The following is a 20,915-nucleotide window of genomic DNA, read 5'->3' as shown; positions in this document are numbered from 1 at the left end:
GACAGTACCAAAAAGTCGGATCCCGCACCTGATCAAGTGCGAGATCCGACTTTTTTCGGATCAGTAAGGTACCCTATTACTTAAGACTGCCCACCATATCCTCGGGGCGAACCCACTGGTCAAACTCCTCGGAAGTGAGGAAGCCGGACTTTACAGCCTCCTCGCGGAGAGTGGTCCCGTTGTGGAATGCAGCCTTGGAAATCTTGGCCGCCTTCTCATACCCGATGTGGGTATTGAGTGCCGTGACCAGCATCAGAGAGTTATTGAGCAGGGTATCGATGCGCTCCCTATTGGGCTCGATGCCGGCAACACAGTGCTCCTCCAGCGAGATGCAGGCATCGCCAAGCAGCTGAGCAGACTGGAGGAAGTTGGCAGCCATTACAGGCTTGAAGACATTCAGCTCGTAGTTACCACTTGCTCCGGCCATCGTGATCGTAGTCTGGTTGCCAAAGACCTGCACGCAGACCATTGTCATCGCCTCACACTGGGTAGGATTGACCTTACCGGGCATAATCGAGGAGCCCGGCTCATTCTCCGGCAGGTGGATCTCACCGATACCGCAGCGGGGACCGGAGCCGAGGAGACGGATATCGTTGGCGATCTTGAAGAGAGAAGCGGCAAGGCCATTAAGAGCTCCATGAGCCGCTACCACAGCGTCGTGAGCAGCAAGGGACTCAAACTTATTGGGCGCCGTCACAAAGGGCTCCCCGGTAAAGTCTGCGATGTACTTAGCCACCAGCTCGGCGTATCCCTTGGGCGTATTGAGACCGGTGCCGACAGCAGTCCCGCCAAGCGCCAGCTCAGCGAGGTGGGGCAGGGTCGCCTCGATCGCCTTGATTGCATAACCCAGCTGTGCAGCGTAGCCGGAGAACTCCTGACCGAGCGTCAGAGGGGTGGCGTCCTGCAGGTGGGTCCTGCCGATCTTGACGATGTCCTTGAAGTCCTCAGCCTTCTTTTCGAGGCTCTTCTGGAGCTTCTTCACCGCCGGGAGAGTATGCTGCACCACCTTGGTGTATGCAGCGATGCTCATCGCAGTAGGGAAGGTGTCGTTGCTGGACTGCGACTTATTGACATCATCATTGGGGTGGATCAGACTCGGCTCGCCCAGCTTGCCACCATTGAGGACGTGGCAGCGATTGGCAACCACCTCATTGACATTCATATTGGACTGCGTGCCACTGCCGGTCTGCCAGATGACGAGAGGGAACTGATCATCCAGCTTGCCCTCGATGATCTCGTCGCACGCCTGAGCGATGAGGTCACGCTTCTCCTGAGGGAGGACCCCCAGCTCGCTATTGGCATAAGCGGCCGCCTTCTTCAGGTACCCAAAGGCGGTGATGATCTCGTGTGGCATAGAGGCTGCGGGACCGATCCGGAAGTTATTGCGGCTGCGCTCTGTCTGGGCAGCCCAGTACTTATCAGCGGGGACCTTCACCTCGCCCATGGTATCATGCTCGATACGATACTCCATAATTGGCTTGACTATTTACTTTTAGTATTCTACTTACCTAACTTTCTTCCAAAGTTACCCAAAATCGAGTCTTTCGCAAAGACATCTCGCTCTGCGTACAGGACTAGGAAGTGACACCCCCATACTATTACCGGTATTAGTCGAAACTATAGTCGGTATTAGTGCGCACTAATACCGGTAATAGTGACATCTAATATCGGATATATAATCAGCCAACCGCTTTACATTGATAATCAGTCTACTGCAGATCTATCTATTTAGCACCAAGATCAAGGTCGTAAGTCCTCCGACTTATCCGGGTAGACTCTAATGCGTTTAACCGTTAGTCAGTTGTAGATACAATGCTTCCAAGCACAAAATTTCCTACCTTTGTCGAAAGGATAAAATCACTCAATAAGTAACTACATTGTATGAAAAAAGGTATTGTACCATCCGCCGTGGCGATGGCCCTGCTGGCTGTCAGTGCCATTGGCTGCGACGGGAACAAGAAGACCGAGGACACTGCGGCAGCCGACCAAGTACCGGCGATCGACACGCTCGCCATGGACCGCACGGTCTCTCCGCGAGAGAATTTCTTCCTCTACGCCAATGGCGGCTGGATGAAGGCTCATCCGCTCACGCCTGAGTACTCTCGATTTGGCGCTTTCGACGAGCTATCCCTCAAGTCTGAGGTGGCTGCACACGAGATCATCGAGAGCCTGAAGGACGCTGCAGAGGGCACGGATGAGGCCAAGGCGTACCTCCTCTATGCCCTCAGCACCGACTCAGCTAAGCTGGAGTCCGATGGAGCCAAGCCGATCCTGGCTGACCTCGCTGAGATCGATGCTCTTCCCGACAAGGATGCACTCGTTGACTACATAGCTAAGTCTGACAACCAGGGTGGTGGATCTTTCTTCAACACCTTTGTCGCAGCCGACGAGAAGAGCAGCGACGTCAATATCCTCAACCTCTATCAGGCGGGGCTCGTGATGGGCGTCCCGGACTACTACTCCGATGAGGCCGCCTATAAGGGCAATCAGGAGGCCTACCGCACCTACTTTACCCGTGTCTTTGACCTTGTCGGGATGGAGGAGGCTTCCGCTCAGGCTGATCGACTCTTTGGCTTAGAGAAAGATCTCTCCAAGATCCTCTACACGATGGTCGAGCTGAGAGACAGCCAGCGGAATTACAATAAAATGTCTCTCGAGGACTTCTATGCTCAGCACACTTTCCCCTGGAAGCGCTACATCGATGGTCGCGAGGGTTACGAGTCCGTGAAGGAGCTGAATGTCGCACAGAAGGACTACTTCGACCGCTTCGACAAGTGGTTTGCAGCCACCTCGCTGGAGGATCTGAAGCTTTTCCTCAAGGGACAGCTCATTGATGGTGCCAGCGATCTCCTCAGCAACGACTTCCGCGAGGCAGCCTTTGCACTCCACGGCAAGTCTATCGCCGGCAAGGAGGAGATGAAGCCGCTCTGGAAGCTGGGCGTCAACCGCGTGGACAATTGCCTCGGTGACGTGATCGGCAAGCAGTATGTCGCCAAGTACTTCCCCCCGGAGGCAAAGGAGCGTATGACAGAGCTGGTAAATAATCTTGTCTCGGCTCTCAGCTCCCGCATCGACAACCTCTCCTGGATGACCGATGAGACGAAGGAGAAGGCGCAGGAGAAGCTTGGTGCCTTCACGGTCAAGATCGGCTACCCGGATAAGTGGCTCACCTTTGAGAAGCTGAATACCAACAATGAGTCACTCTATGCTTACAGCAAGGAAGTAGGCACCTTCCTCACCCGTCGCAACACTGCTGACCTCGAGAAGCCTGTTGATCGCGATCGCTGGCTGATGAATGCTCATCAGGTGAATGCCTATTACAATCCGACAACCAACGAGATCTGCTTCCCTGCAGGGATCCTGCAGCCACCTTTCTTCAATCTCAACGCAGACGATGCGGTCAATTATGGCGCCATCGGCGTCGTGATCGGTCACGAGATGACTCACGGATTTGACGACCAAGGCTGCAACTACGACGCTAAGGGCAATATGGAGAATTGGTGGACGGAAGAGGATCGGAAGACCTTTGACGCTGCCACGCAAAAGCTCGCCGCTCAGTTTGATCAAGTAGAGGTAGCTCCCGGTCTGATGGCCAATGGTCAGATGACTCTCGGTGAGAATATCGCAGACCAGGGCGGGCTCCTCGTCGCCTACGACGCTATGGTCAAGGCCACCGAGGGCAAGGAATACCCGGAGATTGATGGGCTCAGCCGTGACCAGAGATTCTACCTCGGCTATGCCCGCGTATGGGGACAAAATATCCGTCCTGAGGAGATCATCCGTCGCACGAAGACGGATGTCCACAGTCTTGGAAAATTCCGTGTCAATCAGACTCTGAAGAACATCGACACCTTCTACACCGCATTTGGTATCCAGGAGGGAGACTCTATGTACATCGCTCCTGAGGAGCGTGTGGAGATCTGGTAAGCCGCACATCCTATAACGTAAGATCAAGAGAGGGTGTCACGCTGATGAGCGTGGCACCCTCTCGATCTCTTATGCCTGACTCATTCACCAGCCCTTGTATCCACATCCGGGCAATCGAGACCATAAGAATAAAGCCGATAAACCCTGCAAGTGAAATATGAGTAAGAAAATCCTTGCACGTATGAAATGTAGTGGTAGATTTACCAAGCAACCTTTAGTAAATCATAAATGGAAGCACATTTAGCTCATATCCGGGAAGAGGAAATGGGATGCTATGTAGAGCAAAGCATTGAGGAGCATTGCCTAAACGTGTCAAGGCTGGCACGAGAGCTGATCTACGAGCACGAGGACTCCTGTGGGCTGAAAGACTTAGCCTACAATGCCGGTCTACTTCACGACTTCGGGAAGTACAGACCGGACTTCCAGAGATACATCCTCGCCGTCTCTGGAGCTAACCCGTCCGGCAAGGTGCCCCCCAAGACACCGCACGCCATAGTGGGTGCCATAGAGGCACGGCGACTATTTGACGACCCCATGATTGCAGACACTCTTGCCTACTGCATCAGCGGGCATCATCCTGGACTCTACGACCACAATGAGATGGAGAGACGGCTGCGCCACGGAGAGTACAAGAGGTGGTGCGATGCGTGTGAGAAGCTCACAAGCGTTGAGGATCTCGGGACGACCGATTGCGATGATGTAGGCGAGCCCTACGATCTCCAGATGGCGATCCGCATGCTCTTCTCCGCCCTCGTGGACGCCGACCGACTGGACACCGAGCAATTTATGACTCCGGATCTCAGTGCGGAGAGATTGCGGAAAAAGGGCAACTACGCCTCACTCTGTACCCTTCGAGAGCGACTGAGAGCGAAGACAGAGAGCTTCCGATCCGCCCCAGACACGCCTGTCAATCGGGCGCGAGCATACTTCTTAGAGAGCTGTCGGACCCACGGTGCAGAGAGTGATCCCGGCATCTACACCCTCTCGCTCCCCACCGGAGCGGGTAAGACCATCTCCTCCATGGCTTGGGCGCTTGAGATGGCGATCCGTAACCACCACGACCGGATCATCTACGTCATCCCTTACACCTCTATCATCACTCAGACAGCGATGGTCTTCAGAGAAATCTTTGGCAAAGAGAATATCCTGGAGCACCACTCAGAGGTCGTGGTGGAGCAGCAGACCGAGGGCGACAGTGGCGATGATCAGATGTCCCGACTGAAGTTCCTTACAGAGAATTGGGATGCTCCCATCATCTTGACGACAAATGTCCAGTTCTTCGAGAGCCTCTTTGCCTCCAAGCCGGCCAAGTGTCGTAAGGTCCACAGCATCGCCAACTCTGTCATCGTTATGGATGAGGTGCAGGCTCTCCCGGAGGGCTTTCTGAGTCCCATACTCTCCGCCATAGATACGCTCTCCGAGGCCTTTCACTGCTCCATACTTTGCTGCAGTGCCACTCAGCCGGTATATGACGAGGACCTAAACTCGCCTGATGACGGGTCTGACTACTACACTCCCCTTGACACCAGGGGCGATCTGGTGCCGAGAGAAGCGAAGTACTTTGTCCCATTTGACCGTGTCGACTACCACTTGGAGCCACAGACGGTGACCTCGCAGGAGCTGGCCGATAGACTCGCTGCAGAGCACTCCGTCCTCTGCGTCGTCAATAGCCGGAAGGACGCCGGTCAAGTGTACCGCGCCCTTAGAGATCTACCTAAGGTCAAGGCAGACGAGGTGATCCACCTCTCACGGTCGATGTGCTCTGCACACTTACGAAAGGCGATCGAGACGATCAAGGAGCGGATGAGAGACGGAGAGCCGACTAAGGTAATCTCTACGCAACTCATCGAGGCAGGGGTTGACCTCGACTTCCCCTGCGTCTGGAGAGCCCACTCCGGACTCGGCTCGATCATACAGGCGGGTGGGCGGTGCAATCGTGAGGGAAAAATGGAGCGGAGAGGTCAGGTCTTTGTCTTCAGTCTCGCTGATGGCAGTAGACCCTTCGGCAATATCGCCCGAGGCTGCAATGCGACAAATGATCTACTTTCTGAACTATCGGACAAGAAAACAAGCCCAACCGATCCTGAAGTAATCGCCGAATATTACCGTAGATACTTTGGCAGGATCACTAGCTTTGACACACAGAGCATTGCTCAAGATCTGACAGAGGATCCTGAGGACATTAACTTTGAGTCCGCAGCCGAGCGATTTAAGCTTATTGATGATGAGGGGACTTTCCCAGTCATCGTTCCCTACATGGAGGAGGGCAAGGCGCTTGTCAGAAAGATCCGCAACCATGAGATCCTCACGAGGAAGGACTACCACCGGATGCAGGAGTACAGCGTCTCCCTCCGACAGGGCGACTACAGCACCCTACTCAGTCACGGCAATATTGAGCAGATCCCGTGGGGTGAGGACTTCATCTCGGTCTTGGTGGACGACGAGTGCTACGATAGTGTAGCCGGAGTAGTCATCTCCAACCACTGGGTTGAGGAGACACAGACCGCATAAGAGTATAACTACTAATCACAATATTACTACCTATGACAGAAAAACCAATGTCCAAGGAGTATTGCCTCGAGTTAAGTGGGGACTTCGCCTGCTTCACTCGGCCGGAGCTTAAGGTGGAGCGCGTCAGCTATGACGTGATCACCCCCTCGGCAGCACGCAATATCTTCCAAGCCATCCTCTGGAAACCGGCCATACGCTGGGAGGTGAGCCGCATCGAAGTGCGTAAGCCGATCAGACACATCTCCGTCAAGCGCAACGAGGTGGGAGCTCTGGCACGACCCGGTGGCAAGGAGATACTTATCGAAGAAGCCCGTCAGCAGAGGACCTCCTACATCCTCAGGGACGTAGAGTACAGGATCTTTGCGCGGCAGGTCTTCATCCCCGTCTCCGATCGCTCCGAGGAGGAGAGGCGAGACTTTGAGTCACGGAGCGAGGCCGAGAAGCAGTCCGAGTGCCCCGGCAAGTACCAGGGGATGTTTGAGCGCCGCGCCTCTAAGGGACAGTGCTTCTCGACGCCCTACTTAGGGTGCAGAGAGTTCAGCTGCTACTTTCGCTACATCTCCGATGCCCCTCACAGCGAGGGCATAGATGAGACTCGGGACCTCGGGCTGATGCTGTATGATATGGACTTTGAGAACAACCCGAAGAGCCCCGAAGCGATGTTTTTCCGCGCCAGGATGGATCACGGTGTGATCAAGGTCCCTGAGCCCAATAGCGAAGAGATACTGCGATGATACTACAGTCACTATACGAGCGGGACAAAGCACTGGGGGAGAAGCTTCCGGATGGCTTTGTCTGGAAGGAGATCCCCCTCATCATCGTGATCGATCTAGCTGGCAACTTCGTATCAATGGAAGGGCTCGATAGAGAGCCTAAGGATAAGGGTAAGCCTTATATGATCCCCACACCCGTGACCAGGACATCCGGGGTGTCTCCCAATCTCTTCTGGGATCACTATGGTTATGTGCTGGGTCTCGCTAAGAAAGACACCGATAAAGAGCGTGCCAAGTCAAGGAGACAGATGGATGCCTTTGTGGAGCAGGTCAGGCAGTTTGCCGAGAAGTTTCCATCCAACTCGGTCTTCCAGGCGGTGAAAGCCTTCTACGACAAAGAGGAGTACCTCAGGATCACACAGGACGAAGATCAGGTATCCGCCATCACCAAGAAGCCGGGAGCAAACATGACCTTCTGTGTCTCTTCTCCCGGCGACAGTGACAGACTCGTCACCAGTGAACAGGATCTCAAGGACTACCAGAGCGCTCACTACTACGCTGGTCAGACCGATGGTGAGGAGGCTGTCTGCCTGATCACGGGACGCAAGGGCCCCATCTCTAGGCTTCACCCGGGGATCAAGCTGAGCGGGATGCCACTCTCGCTCGTCAATTTTCAGGTAAATAGCGGCTACGACTCCTACGGCAAGTCCCAGGCATACAATGCCCCTGTCTCACCGCAAGCCGCTGAGGGATACGCCAGTGCACTCAATGATCTGCTTGGCAAGGGCAAGGACACCAATTACTTCCTCGCCGGCATCACCTATGTCTTCTGGACCAGCCATGCAGACGAGGACAAGCTGGCAGGCGACTTCAAGTCAGCCACATTTAGCCCCCCCTTAGCACCTAAGGAGGAGAACGGGAAGAAGAGAAAGCCCACTAAGGGCAAGGGGAAAACTCCCTTACAGATTGATCGATCGAAGTGCAAGAAGGTGCTGAGCACCCTTCGAGCCATTAGAGGGGATAAGAATGCACTACCACAGCGTGAGTCTGAGGAGCGCTTTTACCTCCTCGCCCTGGAGCCGGGGAGAGGTCGTATATCGGTCAAGCTCTTCGTCGAGGGGACGATACGGGAGATCTTTGCCCATACCCTCCAGCACCTCGAGGACCTCAAGATCTATGGGAGAGAGGTGAAGAGGATGGACGATGACCCTGCCATACCCTCTCTCTACGCACTCGTCGGGGCACTCATGCCGGCTGCCCTCAAGGCGGACAAGTGGCCCAAGCGCCCCATCGAAGCACTCGTGAGGAGCATCACCACCGGAGCGCCCTACCCAGCGGATCTCTACGCCTCCTGCCTACAGCGCATCAAGGCTGAGCGAAACGTCTCCGAGCTGCGTGCTGCCTACATCAAGGGCTATATCAATAGAGACTACCGGTACAAGCATCATACAGAAGGAAATATCATCACTATGTCACTCGACAAAAAACAAACCAACAAGGGATATCTCGCCGGACGGCTCTTCGCCGTACTCGAGTCTCTCCAGCAGATCGCCAATAGTAAGGCGACCATCACCGACAGCTACTTCGGCAACGCCATGACCTCGCCGGCAGCTGTCTTCCCATACCTCATCAGACTCTCCATACACCACCAGAAGAAGGCGAAGCGGGATAATCCCGCGCTCTACACCATCTGTGCCAAGCAGCTGGACGAGATCATGGCATTACTGGGCGGTAACGAGTCCCCCTACCCCATGCACTTCACACTGGAGGAGCAGGGGTTCTTCAGCCTCGGCTACTACCATCAGAAGCAGTACCACTACTCATCCAAGGAAGAAAAAGAAGCAATAGATAATAACTCATCAGAAGACTAATCATTATGTCAACGAAAGAACCAGTAAAAAACAGGTACGACTTCGTCTACCTCTTTGACGTCACGGACGGCAACCCCAATGGTGACCCCGACACCGGCAACCTCCCTCGGATCGACATCGAGACTGGTCACGGGCTGGTCACCGACGTCTGCCTAAAGCGCAAGGTCCGTAACTATGTCCTCCTTGCCTCCGAGGAACGCGAGGAGCTGAGAGACGGCACACACGACATCTTTGTGATGGAAAATGCGATCCTCAATGACGCCATCGCAGATGCGGTCAAGCAGGTTACCGAGGATAAGCAGACGAAGAATGCACAGGACCGGCAGAAGTCCCAGGAGATCATGTGCCGGAGATACTACGACATCCGCACATTCGGTGCCGTCCTCACCACCGGAGCGAATGCCGGTCAGGTCCGTGGAGCGGTACAGATGACCTTCTCCCGGTCCATCGACCCCATCACCTCGAGCGAGCATACCATCACACGCATGGCAGCTACCGACGCCAAGGAGGCTAAGTCAAACGAAGCCGCAGATGATGGCGGAGGGAACCGGACCATGGGGCGCAAGGCGACGGTGCCTTACGGACTTTATCTCTGCCACGGCTTCGTCACCCCCGCTTTTGCTCAGAAGACCGGATTTACCGAGGACGACCTGGCACTCTTCTGGGAGGCACTCCACCGGATGTTTGACGTCGATCGCTCCTCCTCTCGCGGACTGATGGGGCCGAGAGGTCTTTATATCTTCCGCCACGACTCGAAGCTGGGTAATGCCTCGGCACAGGAGCTCTTCGACAGGATCAGGGTGGAGAGACAGTCTGACCTCCCGAGGTCCTTCGCCGACTACAGAGTGACTATTGATGACAGCAATATGCCGGAGGGTGTCACTCTGATCCGTGAGATAGATGCCAAGTAAAGCCCTCTTCACTAATTACTGACAACCAACTATGACACCCCCTGCACACTCATCTCCACTCACTCGAGGAAGGATCGTGTAGGGGGTGTCCTATTTTTTCCGTCGGCCGGCTCAGACTTATATCGGTATTAGTGAAGTCTAATATCGGTATTAGATATTTCTTTTACCGCTAATAGACTTCACTAATACCGGTAAAAGAATTGCCCCTCAGCCACAGGCCATTACACTTAGACCCCAGATGCACTCACCCCTACCTCGGGGAGAAGATGCCGATCGGTCTCCTGCCCTACATTCAGGCGACGCTGCTCGCCAGATATCTGCGAGGTGAGATTGATGATTACCCCGCCTTCCTCATGACCTAAGCCATGTATATCCTTATCACATACGATGTCAGCACCACAGATGCTGCGGGACGGAGGAGACTGCGACAAGTGGCAAAGACCTGCCAAGACTATGGTCAGAGGGTACAGAACTCGGTCTTTGAGTGTCTGGTTGACCCGGCTCAGAAGGTCGTCCTTGTTGAGAAGCTGCTCAGCATCATTGATAAGACAAAGGATAGCCTGCGGATCTATCACCTCGGGAAGGACTACAAAGCTCACATAGAGAGCTATGGGAGGAAGACAAGTTACGAGGCGGAGGGAGAGCTGATCATCTGACCGGAGGACTGATCGTAGCCTGCAAGGTAAAGTGATCAACAATTAGCGAGACACTCGCAAGCGCTCATAGACATACGATTATAGGGATTTATGTACTCGCGGCACCGGATAGAAGGGATAATTTGAGTACCTTCGCTAAAGCAGGTCTGTAGAGGCAGCTCCACAGCCACCTCCCCATCCCTGCAGTCGCACCCCTCGCGGGTGCGTGAATTGAAACCTCTTCCGTGGCTTCGTTTAGGTGCTTCATTTCGTGTCGCACCCCTCGCGGGTGCGTGAATTGAAACTGCCCCTTTGCCTTGATTCCGGTGGAGACGTAATGTCGCACCCTTCGCGGGTGCGTGAATTGAAACTGGAGGGGGTACCCCGTGTAACCCCGCCCTCAAGTCGCACCCCTCGTGGGTGCGTGAATTGAAACGTTACCCCCTTGAGGTGCCAGCTCCGAGTGAGGTGTCGCACCCCTCGTGGGTGCGTGAATTGAAACTTCCTCTTCTCGGAGGAGGACAAGCAGCTCATCTCGTCGCACCCCTCGCGGGTGCGTGAATTGAAACTGCTCTTGAGCGGAGACGACACCATCGAGCTCAGGTCGCACCCCTCGTGGGTGCGTGAATTGAAACATCAACAAGATGCGCCGGCTGCAAGGTGTTCGCAGTCGCACCCCCGCGGGTGCGTGAATTGAAACTTCCTCTTCAGCGAGGAGGACAAGCAGCTCATCGTCGCACCCCTCGCGGGTGCGTGAATTGAAACCTCTTTGCCCCTTCGCTGACCCTCTTCAGCTCGCGTCGCACCCCTCGAGGGTGCGTGAATTGAAACGAGCGGGGGCAACAGCCTTCTAAGCTGTAGGTCATTGCACCCCTCGCAGGTGCGTGAATGGCGTCACAAGACGCTTGGCAATGGCGTACTGATATGTGGTTTCACTTCTGGTCGGGACAATGTACTGCTGCGTGCACGAAACTCAAGGGTTTTGCTAACTGTTGCTGAGGTCACAAGGTCAGGAAACTACTGTTGGGATTCCAGGTCATATAGATATCACTGGGTTCGAGGATACTTGAACTAGAGCCAGTTTGTTCTCTCTGCACTTACAGCTACGGGGGAAAAGAGGTGGACAAAACTTGCCATTCCATTTTTTATGGCTAAGTTTGCCCTATTGGAAGCCATAGAGAGGACCTTAACTAATTACTTTAGAGCAATAGTCTCCCTTATATGACTTCACCACATAACCTATAGCGGGTCATAACCATTATGGAATCAAAGAAAACTACGACTGGTAAAGCGAGTGATATTACCATCGTGATCGGTGTGATCGGTGCCGATGCCCATGCAGTGGGGAACAAAATTATCGATTATGCACTTAATGATGCGGGCTACCACGTCATCAACCTCGGTGTGATGGTAAGCCAAGAGCAGTACATCGAAGCTGCCATCGAGACCAACGCCGATGCGATCCTTGTCTCGTCCATGTACGGACAGGGGGAGATTGACTGCCAGGGGCTGCGAGATAAGTGCAATGAGGCGGGTCTCAAGGGGATCCCTCTCTTTGCCGGTGGCAACTTGGTGGTAGGTAAGCAGAAGTTTGAGGACGTCCTTGAGCGGTTCAAGAAGATGGGCTTCGACTATGTCTACCCACCGGGTACGCCGATCGAGACGACCATTGCGGACATCGACAAGACATTCGGGATCAAGAGATAATCCTACTCGCCCCGACGATCCACCCATACACAAGTAGGATCGCCCTTTTGCGTCATCATCATGAGATATCTTACAGCAGACTTTGGTAGTACCTATACCAAGGTAACAGCCATTGACACAGACGTCCCTGAGATAGTGGGTACAGGCGCTGCCTTTACCACGATCGAGACGGATGTGATGGAGGGGCTCCACAATGCATTCAGTGAGCTAGAGAAAGAGATCGGCAAGGAGTGGACACCGGATAAATTCCTCTGCTGCAGCAGTGCGGCGGGAGGACTTAAGATGGTGGCCAGTGGCTTGGTCCCCGACCTCACCGCCAAGGCAGCACGTATGGCAGCAGCCAGTGCGGGTGCCAAGGTGATGAAGACCTACTCCTACGAGATCACGCACACCGAGGCAGAGGAGATCGAGCGACTTGATCCTGACCTCTTCCTCCTCTGCGGGGGTACCGATGGAGGCAACGTGGAGAATATCATCCACAATGCGGAGGTCATCGGTCGGATCCCGGGTCACTTCTCTACCGTCGTGGCGGGGAATAAAGCTGCTGAGGAAGAGGTGGCACGTATCCTCACAGAGGCAGGCAAGCCCTTTGTGATCACGGAGAACGTGATGCCCAACTTCAACTCCCTCAATATCGCTCCCGCCAAGAAGTGCATCATGCAGCTCTTCATCGATCGTATCATCGAGGCTAAGGGTCTCTCCAAGGCTCAGGAGCGAGCTGACAACGAGATCATCCCTACCCCTCTGGCTGTACTCAATGCCTGCAATCTGCTCAGTGACGGCACCAAGAACAGACGAGGGCTGGGAGAGCTCCTGGCCATTGATCTCGGTGGTGCCACTACCGATGTCTACTCAGTAGGCGATGGCGAGCCTCATGAGGCCAACATCATGCATCAGGGTATCCCCGAGCCGTATAGCAAGCGTACCGTAGAGGGCGACCTCGGCATGCGGTATAGCCTCACGGCGCTCTCAGAGCAACTGGATCTCGATGCCGTGGCGGCTAAGGTGGGTCTCACGGGTGATAAGCTCAGGGACTGGGTCGCTCGGTGCGATGCTGACAAGTCTACTCGTGCGGAGACAGAGGATGAAATACTCTGCGAGAAAGCCCTTGCCAAGGGAGCTGTGAGCCTGGCGACAGATCGCCATGTAGGTCACACACACAAGGTCTACTCCCCTATGGGAGAGTTCTTCACCATCAACGGCAAGGATCTTACCCTCACGGACCACGTCCTCGGCATTGGAGGAGCGCTGATACACAGCGCTGACCCTACCTTTATCTTAGATGGTGCCACATTCAACATCTCTAACTACGACAAAGCCAAGCCACTGAAGCCAGACTTTTACCTCGACAGCCACTACATCATGGCGTCGATGGGTCTCCTGAGTGAGCAGATGCCTGACGTTGCCCTCGAGCTGATGCAGAAGGAGCTCGTCAAGGTCGGGACGAAGAAGAAAAAACAATAATCTCGAGGAGGGACACTTAGCGAGTCAACCACCTCGAATACACCCACGAAACGAATAGAAAACATATATTATTATGGAGGTCAAAAACGTCAAAATCCCAATGGACGACTTCCTCAAAGAGCGTGAGGAAGTGCTGGCTAGCTGGCCCACGGGTAAGGATATCGACATTGAGGAGGCGGTAAAGTACCAGCTCTCCATCCCTGAGGAGAAGCGCTTCGGTGCCAAGCTCTGGAAGGCTGACGAGGAGAAGAGGACATTGATCCAGCCTCGTGCCGGTGTCGCCCTCTACGATGAGCACATCAAGCTGCTGCAGTTCCTTGAGGATATGGGAGGTGCAGATCTTCTGCCCTCTACCATCGACAGCTACACGCGTCTCAATAGATACGAGGAGGCTGAGATCGGTATCAAGAAGAGCCAAGAGGCCGGCCGCTCTCTCCTGAACGGATTCCCGGCTGTCAACTATGGCGTCGACGTCTGCCGCACCGTCACCGAATCCGTCAAGAACCCGGTACAGGTACGCCACGGGACCCCGGACGCAAGACTCCTGACGGAGATCGCCATCGCAGGTGGTTTCACCTCCTACGAGGGTGGAGGCATCTCCTACAACATCCCCTACTCCAAGGATCACCCCATCGACAAGGTCATCAAGTATTGGCAGTACACCGATCGTCTCTGCGGTCTCTACGCTGAGCGCGGTGTGGATATCAATCGTGAGCCCTTCGGTCCTCTTACCGGTACTCTGATCCCTGCATGCATCTCCAATGCCGTCGCCATCATCGAGGCACTCCTCGCTGCAGAGCAGGGTGTGAGCGACCTGACAGTGGGCTATGGTCAGTGCGGTAACCTGATCCAAGACGTTGCCGCTATCCGCGCACTAAGGGAGCAGTGCCGCGAGTATCTGGAGATGTATGGCTACGATAAGGTCCACCTCACCACCGTCTTCCACCAGTGGATGGGAGGATTCCCGGAGGATGAGGCTAAGGCATTTGGCGTGATCAGTTGGGGCTCTGCCACCGCTGCCCTCGCCAAGGCGACCAAGGTGATCGTCAAGACGCCTCACGAGGCTGTCGGCATCCCGACCAAGGAGGCCAACGCTGCAGGTCTCCGCGCCACCAAGCAGGTCATCTCTATGCTGAGAGACCAGGATCTGACAATGATCCCCGCCGTAGAGCAGGAGGCCACGATCATCAAGCAGGAAGTCAAGGAGATCATGGACAAGGTCTTTGAGCTCGGGAAGGGCGACCTCGGTGCAGGCGTCGTGAACGCTTTTGCAGCCGGTGTGCTTGACATCCCCTTCGCTCCAAACAAGTACAATGCCGGCAAGGTAATGCCTGCACGCGACAACGATGGTGCCATCCGCATCCTCGACTGTGGTAATATGCCTTTCTCTCAGGAGACGAAGGACTTCCACCGCCAGAAGCTGGAGGAGAGAGCCAAGTGCGAGAATCGCGAGGTGAGCTTCCAGATGGTCATCGACGATGTCTATGCGATCAGTAAGGGCTTCCTCGTTGGTCGTAAGAATCTCAAGTAATCGAGTACAATCAATCCAACAATAAACATCTAAACTTCAATCCATTTCTTCTATGAAAATTAAGAAGGTAGTATGTGCCCCCGGTAAGACCGGCTTTTACTTCGATGACCAGCGTGCCATCAAGAAGGGTGCTGAGAATGACGGTAACTTCTACGTCGGTGAGCCTGTCACTGAGGGCTTCACCGGCGTACGTCAGGCAGGAGAGTCCATCTCGGTACTCTTCGTGCTGGAGAATGGTGCCATCGCTCATGGCGACTGCGCTGCCGTACAGTACTCCGGAGCCGGAGGCCGTGATCCGCTCTTCCTCGCTGAGGACTTTATCCCTGTGATCATGAAGGAGATCGCCCCGCTCTATGAGGGTAAGGAGATCACCAACTTCCGCGAGATGGCTGATCTGGTCGACAAGCACACAGACGCCAATGGTAAGAAGTATCACACCGCCATCCGCTACGGCGTGACACAGGCATGCCTCGATGCAGTCGCTAAGGCAGAGGGCAAGCTGATGGCTCAGGTCATCGCCGACGAGTATCACACCACTCTGTCTGACAAGAGGATCCCGATCTTCGCACAGTCTGGTGACGATCGCTACAACAACGTCGATAAGATGATCATCAAGCAGGCAGACATCCTGCCCCATGGACTCTTCAATCACGTAGAGAAGAAGGTCGGTCTCAAGGGCGAGAAGCTGCTCGAGTACGTCAAGTGGCTGCGTAACCGCATCCTCGATAAGCGCACCTGCGAGGACTACAAGCCGATCTTCCACATCGATGTATATGGTACCCTGGGTATCGTATTTGACAACGACTGGGAGAAGATCGCTGATTACATTGGCGAGCTAGAGGAGGCTGCTAAGCCCTTCCACCTCCGTATCGAGGGCCCGGTAGATGTAGAGGAGCGCGAGGCTCAGATCAAGGCTCTTGCTGCTATCCGCAAGCATATGGACGACAAGGGCATGGATGCCGAGATCGTAGCTGACGAGTGGTGCAATACCTTTGAGGATATTGTCGACTTCTGCAAGGCTAAGGCCGGCCACATGGCTCAGATCAAGACTCCTGACCTCGGCGGTATCAATAACTCCATCGAGGCTGTCCTCTACTGCAAGGAGCATGGGATGGGTGCATACCTCGGCGGTACCTGCAACGAGACCAACCGCTCCGCTGAGTGCTGCGCTCACGTAGCTATGGCCACCACCCCGACCCAGACCTTGGCTAAGCCCGGTATGGGTGTCGATGAGGGCTATATGATTATGTTCAATGAGATGAGCCGCATCCTGGCACTCAAGGACGTCCTCTAATCAAAGAAGGAATTAAGCTAAATCATTCGTTACCATGAAAGAATTCAGAGTACTCTCTCCGTCAGCGATCCTGGGATACGGTTTCCCTAAGGAGTCGTTTGAGGAGGGCATGAAGCGCCACCCGGACGTGATCGCCTGCGATGCAGGATCCAGCGACCCGGGTCCCTACTACCTCGGCGCAGGCATATCCTTTACCGATGTCGCAGCTGTCAAGCGTGACCTCTCCATCATGATCCCTGCGGCTATCGAGGCAGGTATCCCGGTCATCGTCGGCACCTCCGGCGGATCAGGCGCTACCCCTCACCTCGAGATCAATCGTCGCCTCGTCATGGAGATCGCTAAGGAGCATAATCTTAGCTTCAAGTATGCTGAGATCTCCTCAGAGTTTGACAAAGAGACGATCCACTACAATCTCAAGGAGGGTCGCATCAGCCCGCTCGGTCCCGTACCGGAGCTGACGGACAAGGACATTGACGAGTCCATCCACATCGTCGCTCAGATGGGTGAGGAGCCCTTTATGGAGGCTCTCGAGGGCGGTGCCCAGGTGATCATGGCCGGTCGCTCCTACGACCCCGCTGTCTTCGCCAGCCTCGCTATCACGAAGGGCTTCGACAAGGCTCTCGCCCTCCATATGGGTAAGATCCTCGAGTGTGCAGCCATCTGCGCCCTCCCCGGTAGCGGTAGTGACTGTATGTTTGGCTACCTCTACGAGGATCACTTCGAGGTAGAGACCCTCTCTCCTGCGCGCAAGTGCACGACTCTCTCTGTCGCTGCCCACACGCTCTACGAGAAGTCCAATCCCTACCTCCTCCCCGGCCCGGGCGGACGTCTCAATCTCCACAACACCACCTTCAAGCAGGTGGCAGACAATCGTGTAGCTATCGCAGGTACAGTCTTCGAGCCCACTGACGGCTACTTCATCAAGCTCGAGGGTGTCAAGAATACCGGCTACCGCACCATCGCCTGCGCCGGCTGCTCTGACCCGATCCTGATCTCCAAGATCGATGAGGTGAAGGAGGATGTACGTGCTCGCGTCGAGGATAACTTCCGCGATATGGATATGGGTGACTTCTTCCTGGACTTCAAGATCTATGGTAGAGGCGCTGTGATGAGTATGTTCCCGAATATCAAGAATGCTACCGGCGAGGAGCTCCTGATCATCATCGAGTGTGTCGCCAAGACGCAGTCCATCGCTGATACGATCTGCAGCTTCGCCCGCAGTACGTTCCTCCACTTCGGCTATCCCGGACGCATCTCCACGGCCGGAAACCTTGCTTTCCCATTCTCCCCGTCAGATGCCCACATGGGTGCGGTGTACGAGTTTAACGTATACCACCTGATGCAGGTAGATGATCCGAAGCAGTACTTCCCTGTCACCTTCCATGATGTCAAGGACGGCAAATGCAGTGACTTTGATTAAGAGAAAGAGATGAAAACATATAAGCTTATCGACATGGCAGACGTGATCCGGAGCAAGAATTCGGGTCCGTACGAGCTAACGTTTGACGTTATCTTCAAGACGTTTGACGACTACAATTTCTTCAAGGAGCACAAGCCGATCACAGCTGAGTCCTTCTCCAAGCTCTATGGCATCAAGGAGGAAGACGTATTCAATGTGATCTATTTTGATCCGGCTAAGGCGGTCAAGGTGACGATTAAGCGCCCGATCCCTAGCGGTGCCCTTGGTGAGGTAGACGTCTACGGCGCGCAGCAGCACGCCCCTCTGGTCCACTTCACTTTTGATGCTTGACGAGAGCACCAATAGCGTAAGACTTCACGCCACGCCCAAGCGAGTGCAGGAGTCCTGGGTAGAGACCCAGTACTTCGCCCCGCGTGGGCGTGAGCGTTTATTACAGCTTGGCGAGCGGATCAGCCAGCTTCATCTCAGCTTCACCGATCGACTGATCGGCATCATAGGCGCTGCCGGCTCCGGTAAGTCCTCCCTCATCCACGGGATGTTCCCTGGTCTCGAGCTCTCCAATGATGACGATGCGATCCTCACGCGGAAGATCATGCAATTCCGTGGCGGATTTGCCGACCTACACTCTGCGACCACCTTCCACCTGGACATGCGGTTTCAGCTCGCATTCACCCAGATGTATGAGATCGTCGACTTCGTCAATCAAGCCTTGGCTGCTAGGAAGCGGCTTGTCATCGAGCACTTCGACCTGCTCACCGACGCCCTCGGGCGCAATGCCGACCTGCTGATAGCGATCGGCGAGCAGATCATCATCACGAGACCCTCCATCTTTGGCCCCGAGCCCCACACGCTCTCCCGGATGGTGGAGTCCTCGCTGATCTACCGCAAGATGGCTCACTCCGCTGAGGAGGTGACGACGCTCGCCCTTGCAGAGCTCTTTAACCTCCATGAGGATCACTTCTACTCCGCTGATATTGCGAAGGGATATGTCCTGAAGTTCAATGAGGATCCCAATCTCTCCAGAGAGGATCTATGCCGTCTCGAGCAGAGGATCCTGGATCTCATCAAGGCAGACCTCCCGATAAGCTATATCGATGAGGACCACATCAAGGTCGGAGAGAGGATACTCCCCTGTGAGGGTCCCCGTATCCATGTCCGGTCCACCGGAGAGATCGAGGACTTCTCTCTCCACCACTCACTCATCTACGACGGACGATACGATGCCTGGTGCCTGGTAGGTCTGCTGGGAGCGACGGAGGAGGAGAAGGAGAATCTCAATAACCGCAACGCCAGATACTTCTTAGGAGTCTCTTAAACTTAGATATATCAACATATGAGAGAAATAAAAGCGCAGGACATCACCGAGCTGGTCTCCCGACTCTGTATTGATGCCTGCTACAACCTATCACCCGACATCTACAACGCGCTCAAGGATGCTAGCGAGCGGGAGAGCTCTCCCCTCGGTCGTGGTATCCTCAAGACCTTAGTCAAGAATGCCGACATCGCTCACGACAAGGAGAAGCCCATGTGCCAGGACACCGGTATGACGGTAGTCTTCGTCCGCCTTGGGCAGGAGGTCCACGTCGTGGGGGGCAATCTCACCGATGCGATCAATGCCGGTGTGCGTGATGGCTACCAGAAGGGGTACCTCCGCAAGTCTGTGGTCAATGACCCGATCCTACGAGAGAATACCGGGGACAACACCCCTGCCATCATCCACTACGACATCGTCCCGGGCGAAAAGATCGAGATCACCGTCAGCCCCAAGGGCTTCGGCAGCGAGAATAAGAGCGACCTCCGCATGCTGCAGCCCAGCGATGGCGAGGAGGGAGTCAAGGACTACGTCATGGAGGTGGTCAAGCATGCCGGCCCCAACCCCTGCCCACCTACTATCGTGGGAGTAGGTATCGGTGGCAACTTCGAGGAGAGCGCACTCTACGCCAAGCGCGCCCTACTCCGCCCCGTAGGCGACCGCAACCCCAAGCCCCACCTCGCTGCTATCGAGGAGGAGCTCCTCAGCCGGATCAATGCCCTCGGCATCGGTCCTGCCGGGATGGGAGGTGACACGACGACCCTTGACGTCCACGTGGAGGCCGGTCCGACACACATCGCCGGACTTCCTGTGGCGGTCAATATCAGCTGCCACGCCACCCGTCACTCCGAGGGTAGTCTCTGATCCAATCATTCGACCAAGAAAGAAACGCACGACTTATTATGCATACAAGTGATACAGAGAAGCGTATCATCTCGGCACCCCTGACCGACGAGATCATCAAGACGCTCCACGCAGGGGAGATGGTTTACATTACCGGGACCATCTACACCGCTCGTGATGCTGCTCATAAGCGTCTCTGCGAGATGCTCAAGCGTGGTGAGGAGATGCCCTTCGACTTTGAGGGACAGATCGTCTACTACGCTGGTCCTGCTCCTGCTAAGCCCGGTGAGCCGATTGGCTCTGTAGGACCCACCACTGCGGGACGCATGGATGCCTACACCCCCACCCTCGTGGAGCATGGCCTAAGAGCCATGATCGGCAAGGGAGCACGCAATCAGGCCGTCATCGATAGTCTGAAGGACCACTGCGGAGTCTACTTCGCTGCCATAGGAGGTGCAGCAGCACTGATGTCTCTATGTGTCAAGGAGGCTGAGGTAATCGCCTTCGACGAGCTGGGGACGGAGGCCATCCGTAAGCTCCGTGTTGAGGAACTGCCCGTGATCGTTGCTGTCGACTGCTATGGCGGCAATGTCTACGACCGAGATTAAGGCGTAGTCAGATAATCCCCTAAGCTTAAGGCTGTGCTACCTATCCGAAGGTAGCACAGCCTTTTCTTTTTATAGAAGTCCGATAGACGAAGCACAAAAAAACCAGATCACAGAAGGCAAACACAGTGGTTGTCAAACGAATACGTCCAAGCTTACTCCACATAATCC

16 protein-coding genes, 1 pseudogene and 1 CRISPR repeat array are annotated in these 20,915 nt (G+C 54.9%); of the genes and pseudogenes, 16 read left to right on the top strand and 1 reads right to left on the bottom strand.

Features of this window, described 5'->3' with window-relative positions; all coding sequences use genetic code 11:
* Nucleotides 1-76 precede the first annotated feature (76 nt).
* A complete protein-coding gene (fumC, locus tag B088_RS00080) occupies nt 77-1,471 on the bottom strand; it encodes a class II fumarate hydratase (RefSeq protein ID WP_018106363.1) in 1,395 nt (464 codons plus the stop codon).
* A 410-nt stretch (nt 1,472-1,881) separates the two neighbouring features.
* Here fumC and B088_RS00075 point away from each other — a divergent pair, with 410 nt between their 5' ends.
* From B088_RS00075 to B088_RS00005, 16 genes and pseudogenes are all read left to right on the top strand, one after another.
* Nucleotides 1,882-3,927, top strand: coding sequence for a M13 family metallopeptidase (locus B088_RS00075; RefSeq protein ID WP_025081419.1), 2,046 nt, complete (start codon nt 1,882-1,884; stop codon nt 3,925-3,927).
* Between the two features lie 228 nt (nt 3,928-4,155).
* Nucleotides 4,156-6,438 carry a CRISPR-associated helicase/endonuclease Cas3 gene (locus B088_RS00070; protein ID WP_026170394.1) on the top strand — a complete coding sequence of 761 codons (2,283 nt, stop codon included), beginning with the start codon at nt 4,156-4,158 and terminating at the stop codon, nt 6,436-6,438.
* 32 nt (nt 6,439-6,470) lie between these two features.
* Complete coding sequence (cas5c, locus tag B088_RS00065; RefSeq protein WP_038973765.1) at nt 6,471-7,172, top strand: type I-C CRISPR-associated protein Cas5c; 702 nt, start codon at nt 6,471-6,473, stop codon at nt 7,170-7,172.
* Nucleotides 7,169-9,022 carry a type I-C CRISPR-associated protein Cas8c/Csd1 gene (gene cas8c / locus B088_RS00060; protein WP_018106359.1) on the top strand — a complete coding sequence of 618 codons (1,854 nt, stop codon included), beginning with the start codon at nt 7,169-7,171 and terminating at the stop codon, nt 9,020-9,022. Before cas5c ends, cas8c begins: the two co-directional genes overlap by 4 nt.
* A gap of 5 nt (nt 9,023-9,027) precedes the next feature.
* Nucleotides 9,028-9,933: a type I-C CRISPR-associated protein Cas7/Csd2 gene (gene cas7c / locus B088_RS00055; protein WP_018106358.1), complete on the top strand. Its 906-nt coding sequence runs from the start codon at nt 9,028-9,030 to the stop codon at nt 9,931-9,933.
* 245 nt (nt 9,934-10,178) lie between these two features.
* Nucleotides 10,179-10,295, top strand: a pseudogene (locus B088_RS08535) (type I-C CRISPR-associated endonuclease Cas1c); the annotation flags it as partial.
* Nucleotides 10,296-10,298: 3 nt separating this feature from the next.
* Nucleotides 10,299-10,589, top strand: a complete 291-nt coding sequence (cas2, locus tag B088_RS00050; protein ID WP_018106356.1) for a CRISPR-associated endonuclease Cas2 — start codon at nt 10,299-10,301, stop codon at nt 10,587-10,589.
* 185 nt (nt 10,590-10,774) lie between these two features.
* Nucleotides 10,775-11,203: direct repeats of the CRISPR family, unit length 32 nt; unit sequence GTCGCACCCCTCGCGGGTGCGTGAATTGAAAC.
* A 625-nt stretch (nt 11,204-11,828) separates the two neighbouring features.
* On the top strand, nt 11,829-12,275 hold the full coding sequence (gene glmS, locus B088_RS00045; protein WP_050560097.1) for a methylaspartate mutase subunit S: 447 nt from the start codon (nt 11,829-11,831) through the stop codon (nt 12,273-12,275).
* Between the two features lie 60 nt (nt 12,276-12,335).
* On the top strand, nt 12,336-13,739 hold the full coding sequence (gene glmL / locus B088_RS00040; protein ID WP_018106354.1) for a methylaspartate mutase accessory protein GlmL: 1,404 nt from the start codon (nt 12,336-12,338) through the stop codon (nt 13,737-13,739).
* Nucleotides 13,740-13,812: 73 nt separating this feature from the next.
* Complete coding sequence (locus B088_RS00035; RefSeq protein ID WP_018106353.1) at nt 13,813-15,270, top strand: methylaspartate mutase subunit E; 1,458 nt, start codon at nt 13,813-13,815, stop codon at nt 15,268-15,270.
* A gap of 52 nt (nt 15,271-15,322) precedes the next feature.
* Complete coding sequence (locus tag B088_RS00030) at nt 15,323-16,564, top strand: methylaspartate ammonia-lyase (protein ID WP_018106352.1); 1,242 nt, start codon at nt 15,323-15,325, stop codon at nt 16,562-16,564.
* A gap of 34 nt (nt 16,565-16,598) precedes the next feature.
* Nucleotides 16,599-17,984, top strand: a complete 1,386-nt coding sequence (locus B088_RS00025) for an acyclic terpene utilization AtuA family protein (RefSeq protein ID WP_018106351.1) — start codon at nt 16,599-16,601, stop codon at nt 17,982-17,984.
* Between the two features lie 9 nt (nt 17,985-17,993).
* Nucleotides 17,994-18,314 carry a DUF4387 domain-containing protein gene (locus tag B088_RS00020; protein WP_018106350.1) on the top strand — a complete coding sequence of 107 codons (321 nt, stop codon included), beginning with the start codon at nt 17,994-17,996 and terminating at the stop codon, nt 18,312-18,314.
* On the top strand, nt 18,307-19,299 hold the full coding sequence (locus tag B088_RS00015) for a hypothetical protein (protein ID WP_018106349.1): 993 nt from the start codon (nt 18,307-18,309) through the stop codon (nt 19,297-19,299). The genes B088_RS00020 and B088_RS00015 overlap by 8 nt, the downstream gene beginning before the upstream one ends.
* Nucleotides 19,300-19,317: 18 nt before the next feature.
* Entirely contained in the window at nt 19,318-20,160 is an 843-nt protein-coding gene (locus B088_RS00010; protein ID WP_018106348.1) for a fumarate hydratase, read from the top strand.
* Between the two features lie 38 nt (nt 20,161-20,198).
* Nucleotides 20,199-20,747 (top strand): Fe-S-containing hydro-lyase, encoded by a 549-nt coding sequence (locus B088_RS00005; RefSeq protein ID WP_018106347.1) that lies wholly within the window; start codon nt 20,199-20,201, stop codon nt 20,745-20,747.
* The last annotated feature ends 168 nt before the right edge of the window (nt 20,748-20,915 follow it).

It is taken from the genome of Porphyromonas bennonis DSM 23058 = JCM 16335, assembly GCF_000375645.1.
Classification (GTDB): Bacteria; Bacteroidota; Bacteroidia; order Bacteroidales; family Porphyromonadaceae; genus Porphyromonas_A; species Porphyromonas_A bennonis.
The sequence above is the reverse complement of the archived record's forward strand: the minus strand, read 5'-3'. Positions and strand labels throughout refer to the sequence as shown.